Source organism: uncultured Winogradskyella sp. (genome assembly GCF_947495255.1).
Classification (GTDB): Bacteria; Bacteroidota; Bacteroidia; order Flavobacteriales; family Flavobacteriaceae; genus Winogradskyella.
The window spans coordinates 1-15,048 of sequence record NZ_CANLYI010000004.1; the positions used below are offsets into that span (position 1 = coordinate 1).

Annotated in this window: 18 protein-coding genes and 1 tRNA gene; 13 read left to right on the forward strand and 6 right to left on the reverse strand. The window is 31.5% G+C overall.

Features of this window, described 5'->3' with window-relative positions; translation table 11 throughout:
* Positions 1-84 precede the first annotated feature (84 nt).
* Positions 85-651 (forward strand): hypothetical protein, encoded by a 567-nt coding sequence (locus Q0807_RS06815; protein ID WP_299107910.1) that lies wholly within the window; start codon positions 85-87, stop codon positions 649-651.
* Between the two features lie 415 nt (positions 652-1,066).
* Here Q0807_RS06815 and Q0807_RS06820 read toward each other — a convergent pair whose 3' ends face one another.
* The gene (locus Q0807_RS06820; RefSeq protein ID WP_068359671.1) at positions 1,067-1,900 is read right to left on the reverse strand and encodes an alpha/beta hydrolase; all 834 of its coding nucleotides are present in this window, start codon (positions 1,898-1,900) and stop codon (positions 1,067-1,069) included.
* A 92-nt stretch (positions 1,901-1,992) separates the two neighbouring features.
* Here Q0807_RS06820 and Q0807_RS06825 point away from each other — a divergent pair, with 92 nt between their 5' ends.
* Together Q0807_RS06825 and Q0807_RS06830 are read left to right on the forward strand one after the other, a co-directional pair.
* Positions 1,993-2,406, forward strand: a complete 414-nt coding sequence (locus tag Q0807_RS06825) for a helix-turn-helix domain-containing protein (protein WP_299107920.1) — start codon at positions 1,993-1,995, stop codon at positions 2,404-2,406.
* A 392-nt stretch (positions 2,407-2,798) separates the two neighbouring features.
* Positions 2,799-3,542, forward strand: coding sequence for a DUF6090 family protein (locus Q0807_RS06830; protein WP_299107922.1), 744 nt, complete (start codon positions 2,799-2,801; stop codon positions 3,540-3,542).
* A 231-nt stretch (positions 3,543-3,773) separates the two neighbouring features.
* Here the strand turns inward: Q0807_RS06830 and Q0807_RS06835 are convergent, their stop codons facing one another.
* Positions 3,774-4,388 (reverse strand): hypothetical protein, encoded by a 615-nt coding sequence (locus tag Q0807_RS06835; protein ID WP_299107925.1) that lies wholly within the window; start codon positions 4,386-4,388, stop codon positions 3,774-3,776.
* Positions 4,389-4,804: 416 nt separating this feature from the next.
* Here Q0807_RS06835 and Q0807_RS06840 point away from each other — a divergent pair, with 416 nt between their 5' ends.
* From Q0807_RS06840 to Q0807_RS06870, 7 genes are all read left to right on the forward strand, one after another.
* Positions 4,805-5,530, forward strand: a complete 726-nt coding sequence (locus tag Q0807_RS06840; RefSeq protein ID WP_299107928.1) for a tRNA-uridine aminocarboxypropyltransferase — start codon at positions 4,805-4,807, stop codon at positions 5,528-5,530.
* A 171-nt stretch (positions 5,531-5,701) separates the two neighbouring features.
* The gene (locus tag Q0807_RS06845; protein ID WP_299107931.1) at positions 5,702-6,265 is read left to right on the forward strand and encodes a Crp/Fnr family transcriptional regulator; all 564 of its coding nucleotides are present in this window, start codon (positions 5,702-5,704) and stop codon (positions 6,263-6,265) included.
* A 148-nt stretch (positions 6,266-6,413) separates the two neighbouring features.
* Positions 6,414-7,223, forward strand: a complete 810-nt coding sequence (locus Q0807_RS06850; RefSeq protein ID WP_299107934.1) for a type 1 glutamine amidotransferase domain-containing protein — start codon at positions 6,414-6,416, stop codon at positions 7,221-7,223.
* Positions 7,224-7,616, forward strand: a complete 393-nt coding sequence (locus Q0807_RS06855; protein WP_299107937.1) for an ACT domain-containing protein — start codon at positions 7,224-7,226, stop codon at positions 7,614-7,616.
* 14 nt (positions 7,617-7,630) lie between these two features.
* Positions 7,631-7,957 carry a multidrug efflux SMR transporter gene (locus Q0807_RS06860; RefSeq protein WP_299107939.1) on the forward strand — a complete coding sequence of 109 codons (327 nt, stop codon included), beginning with the start codon at positions 7,631-7,633 and terminating at the stop codon, positions 7,955-7,957.
* A 398-nt stretch (positions 7,958-8,355) separates the two neighbouring features.
* Positions 8,356-9,000 (forward strand): spermidine synthase, encoded by a 645-nt coding sequence (locus Q0807_RS06865; RefSeq protein ID WP_299107942.1) that lies wholly within the window; start codon positions 8,356-8,358, stop codon positions 8,998-9,000.
* 39 nt (positions 9,001-9,039) lie between these two features.
* Complete coding sequence (locus tag Q0807_RS06870; RefSeq protein WP_299107944.1) at positions 9,040-9,390, forward strand: hypothetical protein; 351 nt, start codon at positions 9,040-9,042, stop codon at positions 9,388-9,390.
* Here the strand turns inward: Q0807_RS06870 and Q0807_RS06875 are convergent.
* The gene (locus Q0807_RS06875; RefSeq protein WP_299107947.1) at positions 9,387-9,872 is read right to left on the reverse strand and encodes a CBS domain-containing protein; all 486 of its coding nucleotides are present in this window, start codon (positions 9,870-9,872) and stop codon (positions 9,387-9,389) included. The genes Q0807_RS06870 and Q0807_RS06875 overlap by 4 nt on opposite strands.
* Positions 9,873-9,985: 113 nt before the next feature.
* On the opposite strand from Q0807_RS06875, the gene Q0807_RS06880 reads away from it, so the two are divergent.
* Both Q0807_RS06880 and Q0807_RS06885 read left to right on the forward strand, forming a co-directional pair.
* On the forward strand, positions 9,986-10,795 hold the full coding sequence (locus Q0807_RS06880) for an NAD(P)H-binding protein (RefSeq protein ID WP_299107949.1): 810 nt from the start codon (positions 9,986-9,988) through the stop codon (positions 10,793-10,795).
* Between the two features lie 77 nt (positions 10,796-10,872).
* The gene (locus Q0807_RS06885; RefSeq protein WP_299107951.1) at positions 10,873-11,583 is read left to right on the forward strand and encodes a hypothetical protein; all 711 of its coding nucleotides are present in this window, start codon (positions 10,873-10,875) and stop codon (positions 11,581-11,583) included.
* Between the two features lie 61 nt (positions 11,584-11,644).
* Here the strand turns inward: Q0807_RS06885 and Q0807_RS06890 are convergent, their stop codons facing one another.
* Positions 11,645-12,172 (reverse strand): hypothetical protein, encoded by a 528-nt coding sequence (locus Q0807_RS06890; protein WP_299107953.1) that lies wholly within the window; start codon positions 12,170-12,172, stop codon positions 11,645-11,647.
* Between the two features lie 174 nt (positions 12,173-12,346).
* On the opposite strand from Q0807_RS06890, the gene Q0807_RS06895 reads away from it, so the two are divergent.
* Positions 12,347-13,300: an NAD-dependent epimerase/dehydratase family protein gene (locus tag Q0807_RS06895; protein WP_299107955.1), complete on the forward strand. Its 954-nt coding sequence runs from the start codon at positions 12,347-12,349 to the stop codon at positions 13,298-13,300.
* Positions 13,301-13,447: 147 nt separating this feature from the next.
* On the opposite strand, the gene Q0807_RS06900 is transcribed toward Q0807_RS06895, so the two are convergent.
* Both Q0807_RS06900 and rseP read right to left on the reverse strand, forming a co-directional pair.
* Positions 13,448-13,521, reverse strand: a tRNA-Asn gene (locus Q0807_RS06900).
* 93 nt (positions 13,522-13,614) lie between these two features.
* Complete coding sequence (gene rseP, locus Q0807_RS06905; RefSeq protein WP_299107957.1) at positions 13,615-14,958, reverse strand: RIP metalloprotease RseP; 1,344 nt, start codon at positions 14,956-14,958, stop codon at positions 13,615-13,617.
* Positions 14,959-15,048 lie beyond the last annotated feature (90 nt).

Below are 15,048 nucleotides of genomic sequence, written 5' to 3' on the forward strand. Positions count from 1 at the left end.
ATATTCTATCTGTGATTTATTTGCTAAATTAGTTGCTTAACCACGCAACTAACCATACACAACAACGTTGGCAACAAGCTGAAAATGAAACACGCATTAAACATATTACTTCTGATTTTCACTTTGATTTCCTGTAAAAATCAATCGGAATCAAAATCTGAATTGAGCATTGAAACTGCTGAATTGACTAAAGAATTTTCCCAACCCGAAATTCAACAGACCGATTCAATTGCTGAACAGTGGAATTTTATGGTCTTTGAAAAAGGAGGTTGTTTAGGTGGAACACAATATGTTGCAGAAAAAAAGAGAAAAATTCCTACTATGGTTTTTAGCGAAAAGGAATGGGAGAAATTTGAGAAAAATGACAAAACGGAATTGACTGAATTTCTTATAACCAAGCTTTCTGACACAACTAAAACCAAAGTGCATACTTGCCCATTTTTTGGAGCAACAAACGGAGAAATGGCTGTTTATTCACTTCAGCATATTCACAACAAGAATTGGCTTGAATTTTCGGAATTTAAAGAATATAAGGATAGAGAATACGGGAATGCAACTGACCAACCACAAATGTGGCTACAGAATATTTTAAAAAACGAAAACGAAAGGAAAAAAATAGCGGAATTGTATAAAAACGAACTGAATAAATAAAAGCCAGATTGCCAACACCGTGTATAATTAATTGCTTGGTCACTGCCGACTTACGAACATTCCTGCGGAATATTCTATCTGTGATTTATTTACTAATTTAGTTGCTTAACCACGCAACTAACCATACACAACAACGATGTGGTGAAATTGCCTGCGGCACGTAGAATCGCGTTTTCCAAACGCTTCCTTTCTACTAATTTCACCACATCGTCCACTGTTAATTGCACCTCGTCTAATTTTGTGCTATATTTAGTCGAGTCTACGAGAGCTCCACACGAAACTAAACACATCAAAGTGTATAGCGAATGAGGCGCAATTATGGCTTCCCATGAGGCGCGCCTCACTTCGCCATACACAGTGGACGTTAGCCACAAGTTAATCAAGCTAATCACAATTTATTAAAGAATCTATTTTTCTAATTCTTTAGGAAAATATTAATATACTCAGTCGATAATTTAGGATATTGAAAATGCATTGCGTGACCTGAATCAGGTAAAATAATGTGTTGAATTGTAGGAGCGTTTTTTAAAAGTGGAAACCAATTTTCCGTAGCGTATGATATATCGTGGTCTGATGAAATAACTAAAATTGGTGTCTGTAAAGTTGTATACTTTTCTCTAAAATTTTCTTTATCCTCTACCACAGATGGAGCAACAGCAAAATAGCGTTTAAATTCTTCTTCACTAGATGGAATTTTTGAAATATCTATATTAGAATGAATTCTACTTCTAGATTCTTTAGCTGCTTTTCTACTCTTCACTGATTTAGGTTCATAAAAAATAATAATTTCATCCTCTAAGTCATTTATTGGTTTTAAGGCGTGTTTCAGAAACAAAGGCTCAAGAGGTACTTCATTTTTTCCAATTGGATTACTACCTATAATTACAGTTTTTAAAACTCTTGACAAATTCATAAATGTAACATATTGTGCGACCCAACCACCATATGACCAACCTAATACAAAAAACTTATCAATCTTTAAATAGTCAGCAAGTTCAATTATTTGACTTGCAATCTTTTTAATATCCATTGGCAATTCACCCTCAGAATAGCCTACACCCGAATAATCAAAAGTAATTACAGTATTGTTTTCCGCTAATAAATCTAAAAAAAGCGGGTCCCAAGTATCTAAAGTTCCTCTAAATCTATTAGCTAATATAATTGGAATGCCATTACCTCTTTTTCGATAGGCAATTTTAAAATTATCAATATTTGCATATTCTGTCTTAATTGCATTTGAATTTTTCATCTCTTAAAATTTTATATTATATATTTACTTTCGATTTGCAAGTGCTAATATACAAATTCACTTGCATAATGCAAGTGCTTTAAAAATAATTTATGTCAAAAGATAAAGAAAGGTCGAATTGTCCCATAAGTTGCTCTCTTGATTTATGGGGAGATAAGTGGTCATTAATAATCATTCGTGATTTAATGTTTGCCAAACAATGTACTTATGGTGATTTTTTAAAATCAGAAGAAAAAATATCAACCAACATTTTAGCCTCAAGATTAAAAACTTTAGAACAGAATAAGATAATTGAGAAACTCGAACATCCAAATAGCAAATCAAAAGTGTTATATAAACTCACTAAAAAAGGAATTGATTTGCTTCCTGTACTTATTGAAATTAATTTATGGGGAGGAAAATATTTTTCTGACATTCCTGATAAAACAAAAACACTATTAAAAGAGGTTAAAAAAGATAAAACAGCTTTTCTTAAAAGAACAATAAAGAAATTAGCAGATAGTTAAAAACCTGTGGCTAACACTGTATATAATTTATTGCTTGGTTCTAGCCTACTTACGAAAATCCTCGCGGATTTTCTATTAGGTTTTTATTTGTTAACTTAGTTGCTTAACCACGCAACAAACCATATACAAACACGATGTGGTGAAATTGCCTGCGGCACGTAGAATCGCGTTTTCCAAACGCTTCCTTTCTACTAATTTCACCACATCGTCCACTGTTAATTGCACCTCGTCTAATTTTGTGCTATATTTAGTCGAGTCTACGTGAACTCCACACGAAACTACACACATCAAAGTGTATAGCGAATGAGGCGCAATTATGCCTTCCCGTGAGGCGCGCCTCACTTCGCCATACACAGTGGACGTTGTGCTTCAATACCAGAAACCACTAACCAATGATAAAATTCTTTAGAAAAATTAGACAAAAAACGCTGATTGAAAATAAATTCAGTAAATATCTACTTTATGCCATTGGAGAGATTATTCTTGTAGTTATTGGAATTTTGATTGCTCTTTCAATAAATAATAGGAACGAAAACCGAAAACTTGAAGAAAAAAGAGTAATATATTACCAACAACTTATAATAGATTTAAAAAGTGACAAAGCGTATGCTAAAAGTTTAATTTCAACTTTTGAAGATTATTTAAAAACATATGAAGATTATACGGAAACCTTTGAAGAACCTAGTTTAAATGCTACTAAAACCTTGCATAATCTACGTAATGTAAAATATACTGTTGTGCTTATGGACTTTGAGACAAACACTATTAACACCCTAATAAATTCGGGAGACATAAGTCTTTTACCACAAGAAATCAATAATAGTTTGACAACTTATTTGGGACGTCAAAACAAAATGATTGACGGAAATAATGGAAACGTAAAGGAATTAGTTGGAATGCTACGAAATGCATCCACGCTTGGAGGAAATATATCTTTAAGAAAAAGGCTAGAAATTCAGCCAGAATTAAATGATGAATTAAAAATTACGGACAATCAACCTCAATTAATTCTTGTACTCGAAGCTTTTCATTTATGGAATACGAATACTTCAACTACATCTATTAAACGACTTAATGATTTAATTGAGGATGCTGATGCAACTATAGATAGTATTGATAAAGAATTAAATAAATAACGAAAGCACAACACCGTGTATATTTAATTGCTTCATTGAGCTTACTTGCGAAAATTCCTGCGGAATTTTCACGGGTTCGTAAAAGTTTGCTAAATTAGTTGCTTAACCACGCAACTAACCATATACAATCACGTTGTGCTTAATTTAAAAACATTACTCGAATTTATCACAAAAAAATCAATTCAATTAATTAAACTGTTTTTTCTACTTGAATTCATCAGTTTCCCTAATTTAATTGGTAACTATTACCCATTTTTTTAAACTTTCTTCAGTTTCAGATGAAAGCTCCAAGGTTAGCGAACGAAACATATAGATACCAGCAACGCCACTTGTATTTCCTGCGGCCAGGCAAAGGTTAGTATCTGCCTCTGGATTAAATTCTCCACTATTTTCGTCATAAATAAACTTCTGATCAGATGAATCTGTATTACTTTCAACAAGGTTTAAGCTCATACCTTCAGCAGGTCCTCCTAGCATTTCTATACAAAAACCCGTAAACTCTACTGAGCAAATCTGAAGAGTCTCTTCATTATAAATAAATTGCACATCACCACCAGTAGGCTTACAAGAATGTGTATGAAGATTTTCACTGAAGCCATTGCCTTGTGTATCTATGCACCATCCTAATTGATCCTGTTCGTCCAAATTATCTGCAAGATGAATAAGAGGTGTAGGACTTTGGATAATGGGCTCATTCAATTCCGGTTCTTCGAGTACAACTGTATTACTATCTTCATCATCTGAGCCACAACTCCATAAAAAAGCAAAAATTATTACAACGAATAAGCATAATCCTTTTGCAGGATAAGACTTTACTTTTTTTACATACGCTTTATTTTTTTTCATATAATATATTTTAGTTACTCAATAGAAGTAAGACTTTACTTTAACTAAAAGGTTTAATCAACAATTAAAATAAAAAGAAATAGAAATCGAATTGAGTGAGGGAAAAGTGATATCGTCCAATCCTATATCTCTACTAAAAATACTACGGAATAAAACTCTATTTCTAATTTACAAAGTTTATATACCTTTAAAATGCTTAAAAAAAATATAGAATTGAAAAACTAAAACTATACACAACACCGTGTACAATTAATTACCTAGCTATAGACTACTCGCCAAAATCCTCAAAGATTTCCTATTCGGTTTGTATTTGCTAAATTAGGTGTTTTAAATACGTAACACCAGAGCACAGTAAACAGACAAAGCAAAACATATACAATAACCTTATACCAAATTAAAAAATAAAAAGATTCATCTTGCAAGTAGATACAAAAAATCCAAGAATCCAATGTTACAAGTGCATGAGGCCCTCAAGCACTTGTATTTGTAAACACATTAGTACTTTCCAGACTAAGACCCGTTTTATTATTCTTATGCACCCTAAGGAGTACAAAAAAGAAAAAAACGGAACAGGACACATGACGAAGCTTCAACTTGAAAATTCAGAGATTATAGTTGGTGTCGATTTCTCCAATGATAATCGCGTAAATGAAATACTGGCTAATGACAGTAATTCTTCTTTTTTACTTTATCCAGGAAAGGATAATTTCAACTTATCGGCAAGAAAAAGTTCAGAAATGAATTCTTTTATGGGTAAAAATCCACATATCTTTCTTATTGATGGCACATGGCCTTGTGCTCGTAAAATGCTTAAACTAAGTAAGAACTTGCAAAAACTAAAAAGAGTGAGCTTTGATAATAACATAAAATCAAAATTTATTATAAAGCAACAGCCAGAATCGCTTTGCCTTAGCACTATTGAGTCCGTCTATACCGTTTTAAATTTACTTAACGAAGGCAACTTAGAACAATGTGACACAAAGGACTTTCTTATTCCTTTTGAAAAAATGATTGAGTATCAACTCGACTATATGCTAAACCCTAATAGTAAAAACTATTGTCCAACCGCAAACAGAACAATTATTCCCAAGAATATGTATAAAAAAAATACAGAAAGAAATATTATTTTCGAACAAGAATAGACTAATTAAGAATAATAAAAATCTCATATTCAATTAAGTGAATAATAAATGGAAAACATATAATCCTCAGTGACTTGTTAAAATAGCAAATGAGCAAATTCTTATCACAAAAACTCATTCGGTATTATCTAACAAAACTGAACTAGTAACAAATTGATTACCAAAAACTGTATGGAAATAAACCAAATTATTGATACTATTTATCCGTTAACAACAAAAGCAAAAAACTTGTTAACGGAATCAATAATTGAAACCAAGTTTCCAAAAGGCCATATTTTATTTAGAGCAAATAAAATTGAAACCAATATTTATTTTATTAAAAAAGGAATAGCAAGAGCATATGCTTTTTCAGATGATAATCAAATTACGTTTTGGTTTGGCAAAGAAGGAGATCCTATAGTATCAATGCAAAGTCATGTTAACAATCAAAAAGGATATGAAGATGTAGAATTATTAGAAGATTGCGAACTCTACGAATTAAAAACAGAAAAACTTCAAAAACTCTTTTTAGAAGACATTCAAATTGCAAATTGGGGACGTAAATTTTCAGAATTAGAACTTATTAAATCAGAAGAGCGCCTTATTTCTTTACAATTTAATACCGCAACCCAAAGGTATTTAGCACTTCTTAAAAATTACCCTAGCATTATACAACGTGTACAACTATCTCATATCGCATCCTATTTAGGCATTACCCAAGTTAGTTTAAGTAGAATTAGAGCCAACATAAAATAAATCTCGTTTTTATCATTTGTTAAATGGTTTCTCGCAAATGTTTAAGACTTTTGCCTTGTAGTATTATTCTATTTTGGAGGTTCTAAAATTATTTTCACCTTCTCATAAATGGAATAATCTAAAACATTATTTTAAAATAAATTTAGAGATGTCAAAAACGATTAAAATTAAAACGCTTCTTTTTCTATCCTTGTTTACAGTTGTTCTTATAGGCTGTAATAATAAAAGTAACTCAGAGAAATCAACTGTAAAAACAGAAACGAAAGCACTAAAAAAGATATTATTTGTAGTAACAAGCCATAGTGAAAAAGGAGATACAGGAGAAAAAACAGGATACTATCTCGGTGAAGTTTCTCATCCTTGGGATGTATTGCATACTGCTGGTTACGAAATAGATTTTGTAAGCCCACAAGGTGGAAAAGCACCTTTAGACGCCTTTGACATGACGGATGCTATCAATAAGAAATTTTGGGATAACAACATGTATCGAAACAAAATTGAAAATACCAAAAAACCGAACGAAGTAAATCCAGATGATTATGTAGCCATCCATTATGCAGGTGGTCATGGTGCTATGTGGGATTTTGCAGACAACTCAGAAATTGCAGATATAGCAAAGCAGATATATGAAAACAATGGTGTAGTAAGCGCTGTGTGCCATGGACCTGCTGGTCTTGTAAATATTAAATTAAGTAACGGATCATATCTTGTAGATGGTAAAAAAGTAAACGCATTTACAAATGAAGAAGAGGTTAAAGTAAAACTTGAAAATGTCGTTCCGTTTTTACTAGAAGATCAATTAATAGCGCATGGTGCTATTTTCGAAAAGTCAGCACCTTTTACTAAGCACGTTGTTACTGACCAAAGACTGGTAACAGGCCAAAACCCGCAATCTGCTCATAGTGTTGGACAGGCTACCTTAAATGAGCTACTAAGACTCAATAAAAGCGCTGAATAAATGAATGGAGAAAAAAATTTAGAGATGCTTTTAAAATCAATGAAACCTAAACACAATTTAGGCGAATTTGTATTTTGTAAAACAGAAAATCTGGATCAACTCAACTTGAGCCAAATCATAATGACTTTTAAAGAAGAAGAAAGCACTACCATTATTACTAAAAAGGAAGTTGCAGACCAACTAAACTTAGACTATTCTTTTATTGCGTCTTGGATTACGCTTACAGTGCATTCCTCTTTAGAGGCAGTAGGTCTAACAGCTGCATTTTCTAGTGCCTTATCCGAAAACGGAATTAGTTGCAATGTTGTTGCAGCTTATTATCACGACCATATTTTTGTAGATAAAAAAGATACAGATAAAGCAAAGGGAATTTTGAATGCATTTTCAAAATAATGAATTAATAACTAATGAACTGGATACTACTAATAATTGCTGGTCTTTTTGAAGTCGGATTTGCTGCTTGTCTCGGCAAAGCAAAAGAGGCTACCGGAACTGAATCTACCTATTGGTACATTAGTTTTTTAATTTGTTTAGTAATAAGTATGTCTCTTCTTATAAAAGTGACACAACAACTACCTATTGGCACAGCCTATGCTGTTTGGACAGGTATTGGTGCTGTAGGAACCGTATTGGTTGGGATTTTCATTTTTAAAGAACCAGCAACATTTTTACGCTTATTTTTCATTTCTACATTAATTATCTCAATTGTTGGGTTGAAGATAGTTTCGCACTAAACCATCTAGAATACTAAAAAACAATATCAATTATATTTACTATTAATTGCTAGTTCTCACCTACATTCAAAATTATTGTAAGTTTTCTATTCGGTTTTTATTTCCTAAATTAGGTGCAAAACCATATAGAAATACATTTCAAATTTGAATGACAAACAATAATGTAAAAACGGAATTGTTTTTGATAAAAAACCAAAAGATACAATACCAAAATTTGAGTTAACTACAAGAAGACATTTTTCGAGATTGTTACATTTTAAAAAAAATGTTAGATTATTTTGACAGAAATTATAGTCGTTATTAACTTATTAGATTCAACCGTCTTTAAATCCTTATTATTCGTTACAATTGCATAGTATAAAACCAACCACATAACCCACAAATTATTATTTCTTTCTATGAAGCGATTGCTCAGCTATGTTTATCCTGTTACCAAAACTATTAAGTCTAATTACAGCGGAAACTTAGAAATTACATGGTACAATGGTAAAAAACACCTCAATACAGAAAATGCAAATTACAGCTATGGATCATTACAACGTATTTTAGAATTCGGACTCAATAAAATTAAGCTCAATAAAGTAGATGCTGTTTTGGTTTTAGGAATGGGTGGCGGAAGCGTTATAGAAACCCTCAGAACCAAATTTAAATACACTAAAAGTATTGAAGCTGTAGAAATAGATGCTGTAATTATTGATATTGCAAAAACCGAATTTGGTATCACCGAGAACGAGCAATTAAAAATTTATTGTGCAGATGCTGCAGATTTTATGGTGGACAACACAAAACAATTCGACTTAATTATTATCGATTTATATATTGACCTTACAGTGCCAAGTAAATTTCTAAATACAAAATTTTGGAATCAAGTTTTAAATTCAAAATCATCTAAAGGCGTGATACTTTTTAATGCTTCTGTTGAAGAAGTAAATAAGGATAAAGTTGAAACTCTAATCTCTTATTTAAAAACAAAAATATATGACGTTAAGATCTACAACAAAGTTAATAACACCAACACTGTAATCATTGCCAGTGGTTTATAAAAATTATAATTAGTATATTGTTGTTACAAATACAAGAATATGCGCAAAAAATGTCCAGAATGTGGCGATGTAATAATTGGCAGAATAGATAAAAAATACTGTAGTGATGGCTGTAGAAATGCGCAAAACAATCGCCTTAATAAAGATTCTAAAAACCTAGTAAGAAACACTAATAACCGCTTACGTAAAAATTACAGAATTCTAGAGGCTCTAAACCCTAACAAAAAAATGAAATGCTCTAGAGCTAAACTAATTGAAAAAGGTTTCGATTTTAATTACTTTACAAGCATATATACTACAAAAGCAGGCACTATTTACTATTTTGTATATGACCAAGGTTATTTACCATTAGAAGGCGAATATTATGCTTTAGTAAAACGCGATGATTAAGAACCACCTTTAGTTGTACTATTCCAATTTTCTCCTTTAAGCGAAAGTGCTGCTTTCAGAATATCCTTCTGACTAATTTGCCCAATTAATTTTCCATTTTCCACTATTGGAAAACGTCTTCTCTTAGACTGTAGAAACTTGTTTGCAGCATCAAACACATCTAAGTTGGCATCTATAGTTTCAACATTTGTTGCCATTCGTTTTTCAACATTATCATGATCCAATGGCATATTGTAATATCTACTTTCACTCAATTGTTTTAGACAATCACCTTCAGAAATAATACCTACTAATTCTTGGTTACTATTAACTACTGGTCCTCCAGAAATTTTATGCTTTATTAAAGCTACAACAACCTCTTGCACAGACTGGTCAGGTCTAAATGTTATGAGATTAGTGGTCATATAATCTCGCACTTTCAAATTAACAGATTCTGTAGTGTTTTGCTGCTTTCGCGCGCCTTGAAAACTTTTAAATGCCATAGCTATAATATTTAGAGTGAATCTTAAAGTTACTGAAAATTAATTGGTTAACCAAATCCAAAGCTATACGGACTAATAAGTTGTATTTTTGTCGTCAATTTTAACTCTCTATCTTGAAATCACAAATTAGTGTTATTGGTTGCGGTTGGTTAGGCCTAGATTTAGCTAAAAAACTAGTTGAAGAAGGTTTTATTGTTAACGGTTCTACAACGTCTAAAAACAAATTAGAAGTAATAAAAAAATACTCCATTCAACCTTTTTTAGTTGAATTAAACGAAACTGAAATCTCAGGTAATTATTCTCAATTTTTAACAGGAAGTGATACTGTAATTATTAATATTCCACCAGGACTGCGAAGAAACCCAAATAAAAATCACATCTTAGAAGTAAAACATTTAATGTGTGCCATAGAAGCTCATGCTATAAAAAATGTACTTTATATAAGTTCTACTTCTGTTTTTAAAAACGAAGCCAATTCACCAACAATTACAGCGCAAACAAAGCCAAATGCTGCAGCTAGTAATGCAAAACAACTTATAGAGATAGAGCAAATGCTTCAAAACAACCCTAATTTTAAAACTACAATTTTAAGATTTGGCGGTTTAATAGATGAAACGCGTCATCCATCTAGTATGTTATCTGGAAGAAAAAATGTATCTAATCCAAAGGCTCCAATCAACTTAATTCATAAAGTAGATTGCATTACAATAATTCAAAATATAATTGAAAATAAATATTGGAATACAACCCTAAATGCTGCTTACCCAAAGCATATAAATAAAGACACATATTACTCAGAGGATTGCAAGCGTAAAAATTTACCACTTCCGGAGTATAATTATAAGGAAGAAAGCAAAGGAAAAATTATAGATTCAACAAGTTTGGTACAACTATTGAATTATACCTTTACAGTAGAACCATAGAAATTATGAAATTTATAAGACCTTTTCTTATTAATTTTTATAGTTTTAGCCATAATATTAAACTAATTATAAAACAAATGAAGACGATTACTATTGCATTCCTTATGCTATTTTCAGTAAGCATGGTCGCACAGACGAATACTGAATTAAAAAAACACTACGAAGCATATTATAAACAAATGAAAAAACAAGGTGATGTACAAGGCATTATTAATGCTATGACACATCTTGAAGTTTTAGAACCTTCTGTAGCACGTAGAGATACGTTAGCTTATATCTACCTTTCCGAAGGTCAATATATGCAAGCAATAAATACTATTGGAGTTGAAAAATCAGATACTGATTCTGATATTAATGTTGAAGTAAAAGCTTTAGCCTTAAAAAATCTAAATCAGCCAAAAATGGCATTAGAGCATTTTGAAGTTTTATTTATTCGTAATCCTAATGTTTATTTAGCATATGAAATGGCTGATATGAAAATTCAAATCAACGATTTAGTAGGTGCAAAACTAAATATCGATTACGGTTTAGCTAACGTAAAAGACGACATGAAACGTACGTTTTACGAAAGACAACAACCTTATGAAACATCAATGAAAGCGGCTTTACTCTATCTTAAAGGCCTTTTAAAATATACAGAGAACAAGACAGCTAATATGGATACAGCTTTAGCTTTAATTAATGAAGCTCTAGCCATTGATCCTAATTTTAATATAGCTAAGATTAGCCGAGAAGCTTTAGAGGCTCAAAAAGCACAGAAAGCAGCTGCTGCAGCAAAAAAAGAATAATACTTCCTTAGATTTATAAATAAAAAATGCAGCTCAATGAGCTGCATTTTTTATTTATAAATTATTCTGGCTGAATATCATTGTACATGTCGCGCTCTAACTTTTTATTAATCTGATAATTAAGATTAGAAAAAGCAACAAACACTTCTTTAATACCTAACAGTTTATCCTTTCTCTCAATATTATCTAGAGTTAGATATTCATTCAATTTCAACAGCGCTGTTTCTATAATAGCATTTCGAGAAATTATTGGGTTGGTTCTAAATTCATTTGGCAAACTCGCCTTAAAACCTTTAATAAATTCTTGCAAATCAGCCACATCTTCATTAAAAAATGAAAAATCACCTTTCTTTAAAAACCCTATTTGTTTCGATAATTCTTGGTATTGTGTCCAAGGAATTACAACTGCTTGCGCTTCAGGGCTAAGTGCATAATCTTTATAATCAATACTCTCAATAGTTTTAGCGGTAATTTTTTTATCTTGATTAGTATTTTCAGTAACTTCTATTTCAGTCGTTGTTGTTTTATCATTATCGCAACCCATAATCATAAAACCACACAGAAACAAAAGGATAGATGTAATCTTCATAAATGTATTTTATTTTAAATGGTAAAGATACTTAAACTATATATTTTAATATTTAGTATTTTACATTCCATTTTGAGATTGAATATTTGATAATAGAATAGACTTTTTTCTGAAAAATTTAATATTCCGTAGTGTATATTCTTACTATTTTTGCGAATAAAATAATTAGAACTCATGTCTTCAAAAATATTAATCATTGGTGCCTGTGGGCAAATTGGTACAGAACTCACTACCAAATTAAGAGAAATCCATGGTGTAGATAACGTTATTGCTAGCGATATTAATACCAGAAAATTAGATTTGGTTAACGCAGGGCCATTTGTAATTTTAGATGCTAAAAACTTTAATGCGATTAAAGATTGCTGTATTAATCATAAAGTAGATACCGTTTATCTTATGGCTGCATTACTGAGTGCAACTGGAGAAAAATACCCAATGGAAGCGTGGGATTTAAACATGAATTCACTTTTCCACGTACTTAACTTAGCTAAAGGCGGACAAATTAAAAAAGTATTTTGGCCAAGTAGTATTGCTGTTTTTGGACCAACAACACCTAGAGAAAATACACCTCAACATACTATTTGCGAACCTACTACAGTTTACGGAATTACAAAACAAGTTGGTGAGCGTTGGTGCGAATACTATTATAATAAATATGGTGTAGATGTAAGAAGTATTAGATATCCAGGTATTATTAGCCATAAAGCAATGCCAGGAGGAGGCACAACAGATTATGCCGTAGAAATCTATCATGAAGCCATAAAAGAGGGCAAATACGAGAGTTTCTTGTCTGAGGATACCAATTTACCAATGATGTTTATGGATGATGCTATTAAAGCAACTACAGCGATCATGGCTGCACCACCAGAAAAGTTAAGCATAAGATCATCTTATAATTTATCTGCTATTAGTTTTACACCAAAAGACATTGCAAATAGTATTAAGGCAGAAATGCCAGATTTTAAAATGAGCTACAAACCAGATTTTAGACAAGCCATAGCAGACAGCTGGCCATCGTCTATAGATGATAGCGTAGCTCGCGAAGATTGGAACTGGTCTCACGATTTTGATTTAAATAAGATGACCTCAGAGATGTTAACCCAATTAAAGAAGAAGTATAAGGCTTAACCTTTTATTCGTTTTAAAACACCATTCAAAATCCTATCATTAATATGATGGGATTTTTTTATTTTTTAAAGTTTCATTTTTTAAAAAAAATTCAATAAAACCCTATAAAACACAAAAAAACCGACACTTTCGTATCGGTTTTGTTTGCTCCTCTTCAAAGACTCGAACTTTGGACCCTCTGATTAACAGTCAGATGCTCTAACCAACTGAGCTAAAGAGGAAGGTTATTTTTCGCGTTAGCGAGCGCAAATATAAATCATTTTTTTTATTCCAACAAAATGAAATTATATTTTTTTTTCATTTTAATTTAAAATTTATCTGGTAATGGCTTTAAAAATATCGTTACCGTTTGCAAATAAGACTAATGCGATTAAAATAAAAAATCCTACCATTTGGGCACGCTCTAAAAATTTCTCGCTTGGCTTACGCCCAGAAATCATTTCGTATAATAAAAACATTACATGTCCACCATCTAAAGCTGGTATTGGTAATAAGTTAAGAATTGCTAACATAATAGACAGAAAGGCCGTTAAACCCCAGAAATCTTGCCAAATCCATTGGTCAGGGAAAACATCGAAAATAGCCTTAAATCCTCCAACGCCTTTATAAGCTCCCGTACTTGGTGTAAATATCTTTCCTAATTGACCAAAGTAATCAGAAACTTGTTCTTTAAACTTATCTACGCCTCCACCAAAACTTTCATAAAAGGTGTAGTCTTTATGGATAATATCAAAATAACCTAATTCACCAAATCTAGAATTATGAGTAGCAAGACCAACTTCAAACTTTCCATCTTCACTAACCTTTAAATCTCTGTCAATTTTTTCATCTTCTCTTAAGAAGTTCACTTTAACAGTTTGATTTTTATATTTTTCTAATTTATCTCCGACTTGATCAAAATAGCGAATCTTTTCACCATTAAGAGATAATAGAATATCGCCAGTTTTTATATCAACGCCTTTATTTATAGATGTATCTGGTACTGTACCAACCATAAATGGAATTCTTAATCTAAACGTTCCATTCTTACGTTCTCCAGATGATAATTGACCTAAAAAATCTTCAGGTAATACAATCTCCTTATTTACACCATCTCTTACGATAGAATACTTTTCACCTTTGATTAAATTTTTTCTTACTTCAGAGTATGTACTAACTTTTTCATCGTTAATAGCTATAATTTTATCGCCTGTTTTAAAACCAACGTCTAAGAGCAACTTATTTTCTATCCAATACCCATCCTTCATACTGTCTGTTGTAACATCAGTATCTCCATAGGTAAACGAAAGTGCTACGTAGATGAAATATGCTAATATGAAGTTTACAGTTACACCACCAAGCATAATAATTAATCGCTGCCAAGCTGGTTTAGAACGAAATTCCCATGGTTGAGGTGGCAAAGCCATAGCCTCTTTATCCATGCTTTCATCAATCATTCCTGCAATTTTCACATAACCACCAAGCGGTAACCATCCAATACCATATTCGGTATCACCAATTTTCTTTTTAAAAAGTGAAAACTTAACATCAAAAAAGAGGTAAAATTTTTCAACTTTAGTTTTAAAAAGTTTGGCTGGTATAAAATGTCCAAGCTCGTGTAACACAATAAGCAAAGATAAACTGAGTAAAAATTGAGATATTTTTATAATAAATTCCATGTAATCTTTTTCAAAATTCGATTTGCAAAAGTAAGGTATTTAAATCAAAAAGATTTATTAAAATATTTGACATCGTTTTATGATGCTTAG

Coding starts and splice junctions, on each gene's coding strand:
- Q0807_RS06825 (WP_299107920.1), top strand. CDS start 1,993: ATGTCAAAAGATAAAGAAAGGTCGAATTGTCCCATAAGTTGCTCTCTT.
- Q0807_RS06890 (WP_299107953.1), bottom strand. CDS start 12,172: ATGAAGATTACATCTATCCTTTTGTTTCTGTGTGGTTTTATGATTATG.
- Q0807_RS06895 (WP_299107955.1), top strand. CDS start 12,347: ATGTCTTCAAAAATATTAATCATTGGTGCCTGTGGGCAAATTGGTACA.
- Q0807_RS06820 (WP_068359671.1), bottom strand. CDS start 1,900: ATGAAAAATTCAAATGCAATTAAGACAGAATATGCAAATATTGATAAT.
- Q0807_RS06860 (WP_299107939.1), top strand. CDS start 7,631: ATGAACTGGATACTACTAATAATTGCTGGTCTTTTTGAAGTCGGATTT.
- Q0807_RS06870 (WP_299107944.1), top strand. CDS start 9,040: ATGCGCAAAAAATGTCCAGAATGTGGCGATGTAATAATTGGCAGAATA.
- Q0807_RS06815 (WP_299107910.1), top strand. CDS start 85: ATGAAACACGCATTAAACATATTACTTCTGATTTTCACTTTGATTTCC.
- Q0807_RS06855 (WP_299107937.1), top strand. CDS start 7,224: ATGAATGGAGAAAAAAATTTAGAGATGCTTTTAAAATCAATGAAACCT.
- Q0807_RS06830 (WP_299107922.1), top strand. CDS start 2,799: ATGATAAAATTCTTTAGAAAAATTAGACAAAAAACGCTGATTGAAAAT.
- rseP (WP_299107957.1), bottom strand. CDS start 14,958: ATGGAATTTATTATAAAAATATCTCAATTTTTACTCAGTTTATCTTTG.
- Q0807_RS06850 (WP_299107934.1), top strand. CDS start 6,414: ATGTCAAAAACGATTAAAATTAAAACGCTTCTTTTTCTATCCTTGTTT.
- Q0807_RS06835 (WP_299107925.1), bottom strand. CDS start 4,388: ATGAAAAAAAATAAAGCGTATGTAAAAAAAGTAAAGTCTTATCCTGCA.
- Q0807_RS06885 (WP_299107951.1), top strand. CDS start 10,873: ATGAAGACGATTACTATTGCATTCCTTATGCTATTTTCAGTAAGCATG.
- Q0807_RS06865 (WP_299107942.1), top strand. CDS start 8,356: ATGAAGCGATTGCTCAGCTATGTTTATCCTGTTACCAAAACTATTAAG.
- Q0807_RS06875 (WP_299107947.1), bottom strand. CDS start 9,872: ATGGCATTTAAAAGTTTTCAAGGCGCGCGAAAGCAGCAAAACACTACA.
- Q0807_RS06845 (WP_299107931.1), top strand. CDS start 5,702: ATGGAAATAAACCAAATTATTGATACTATTTATCCGTTAACAACAAAA.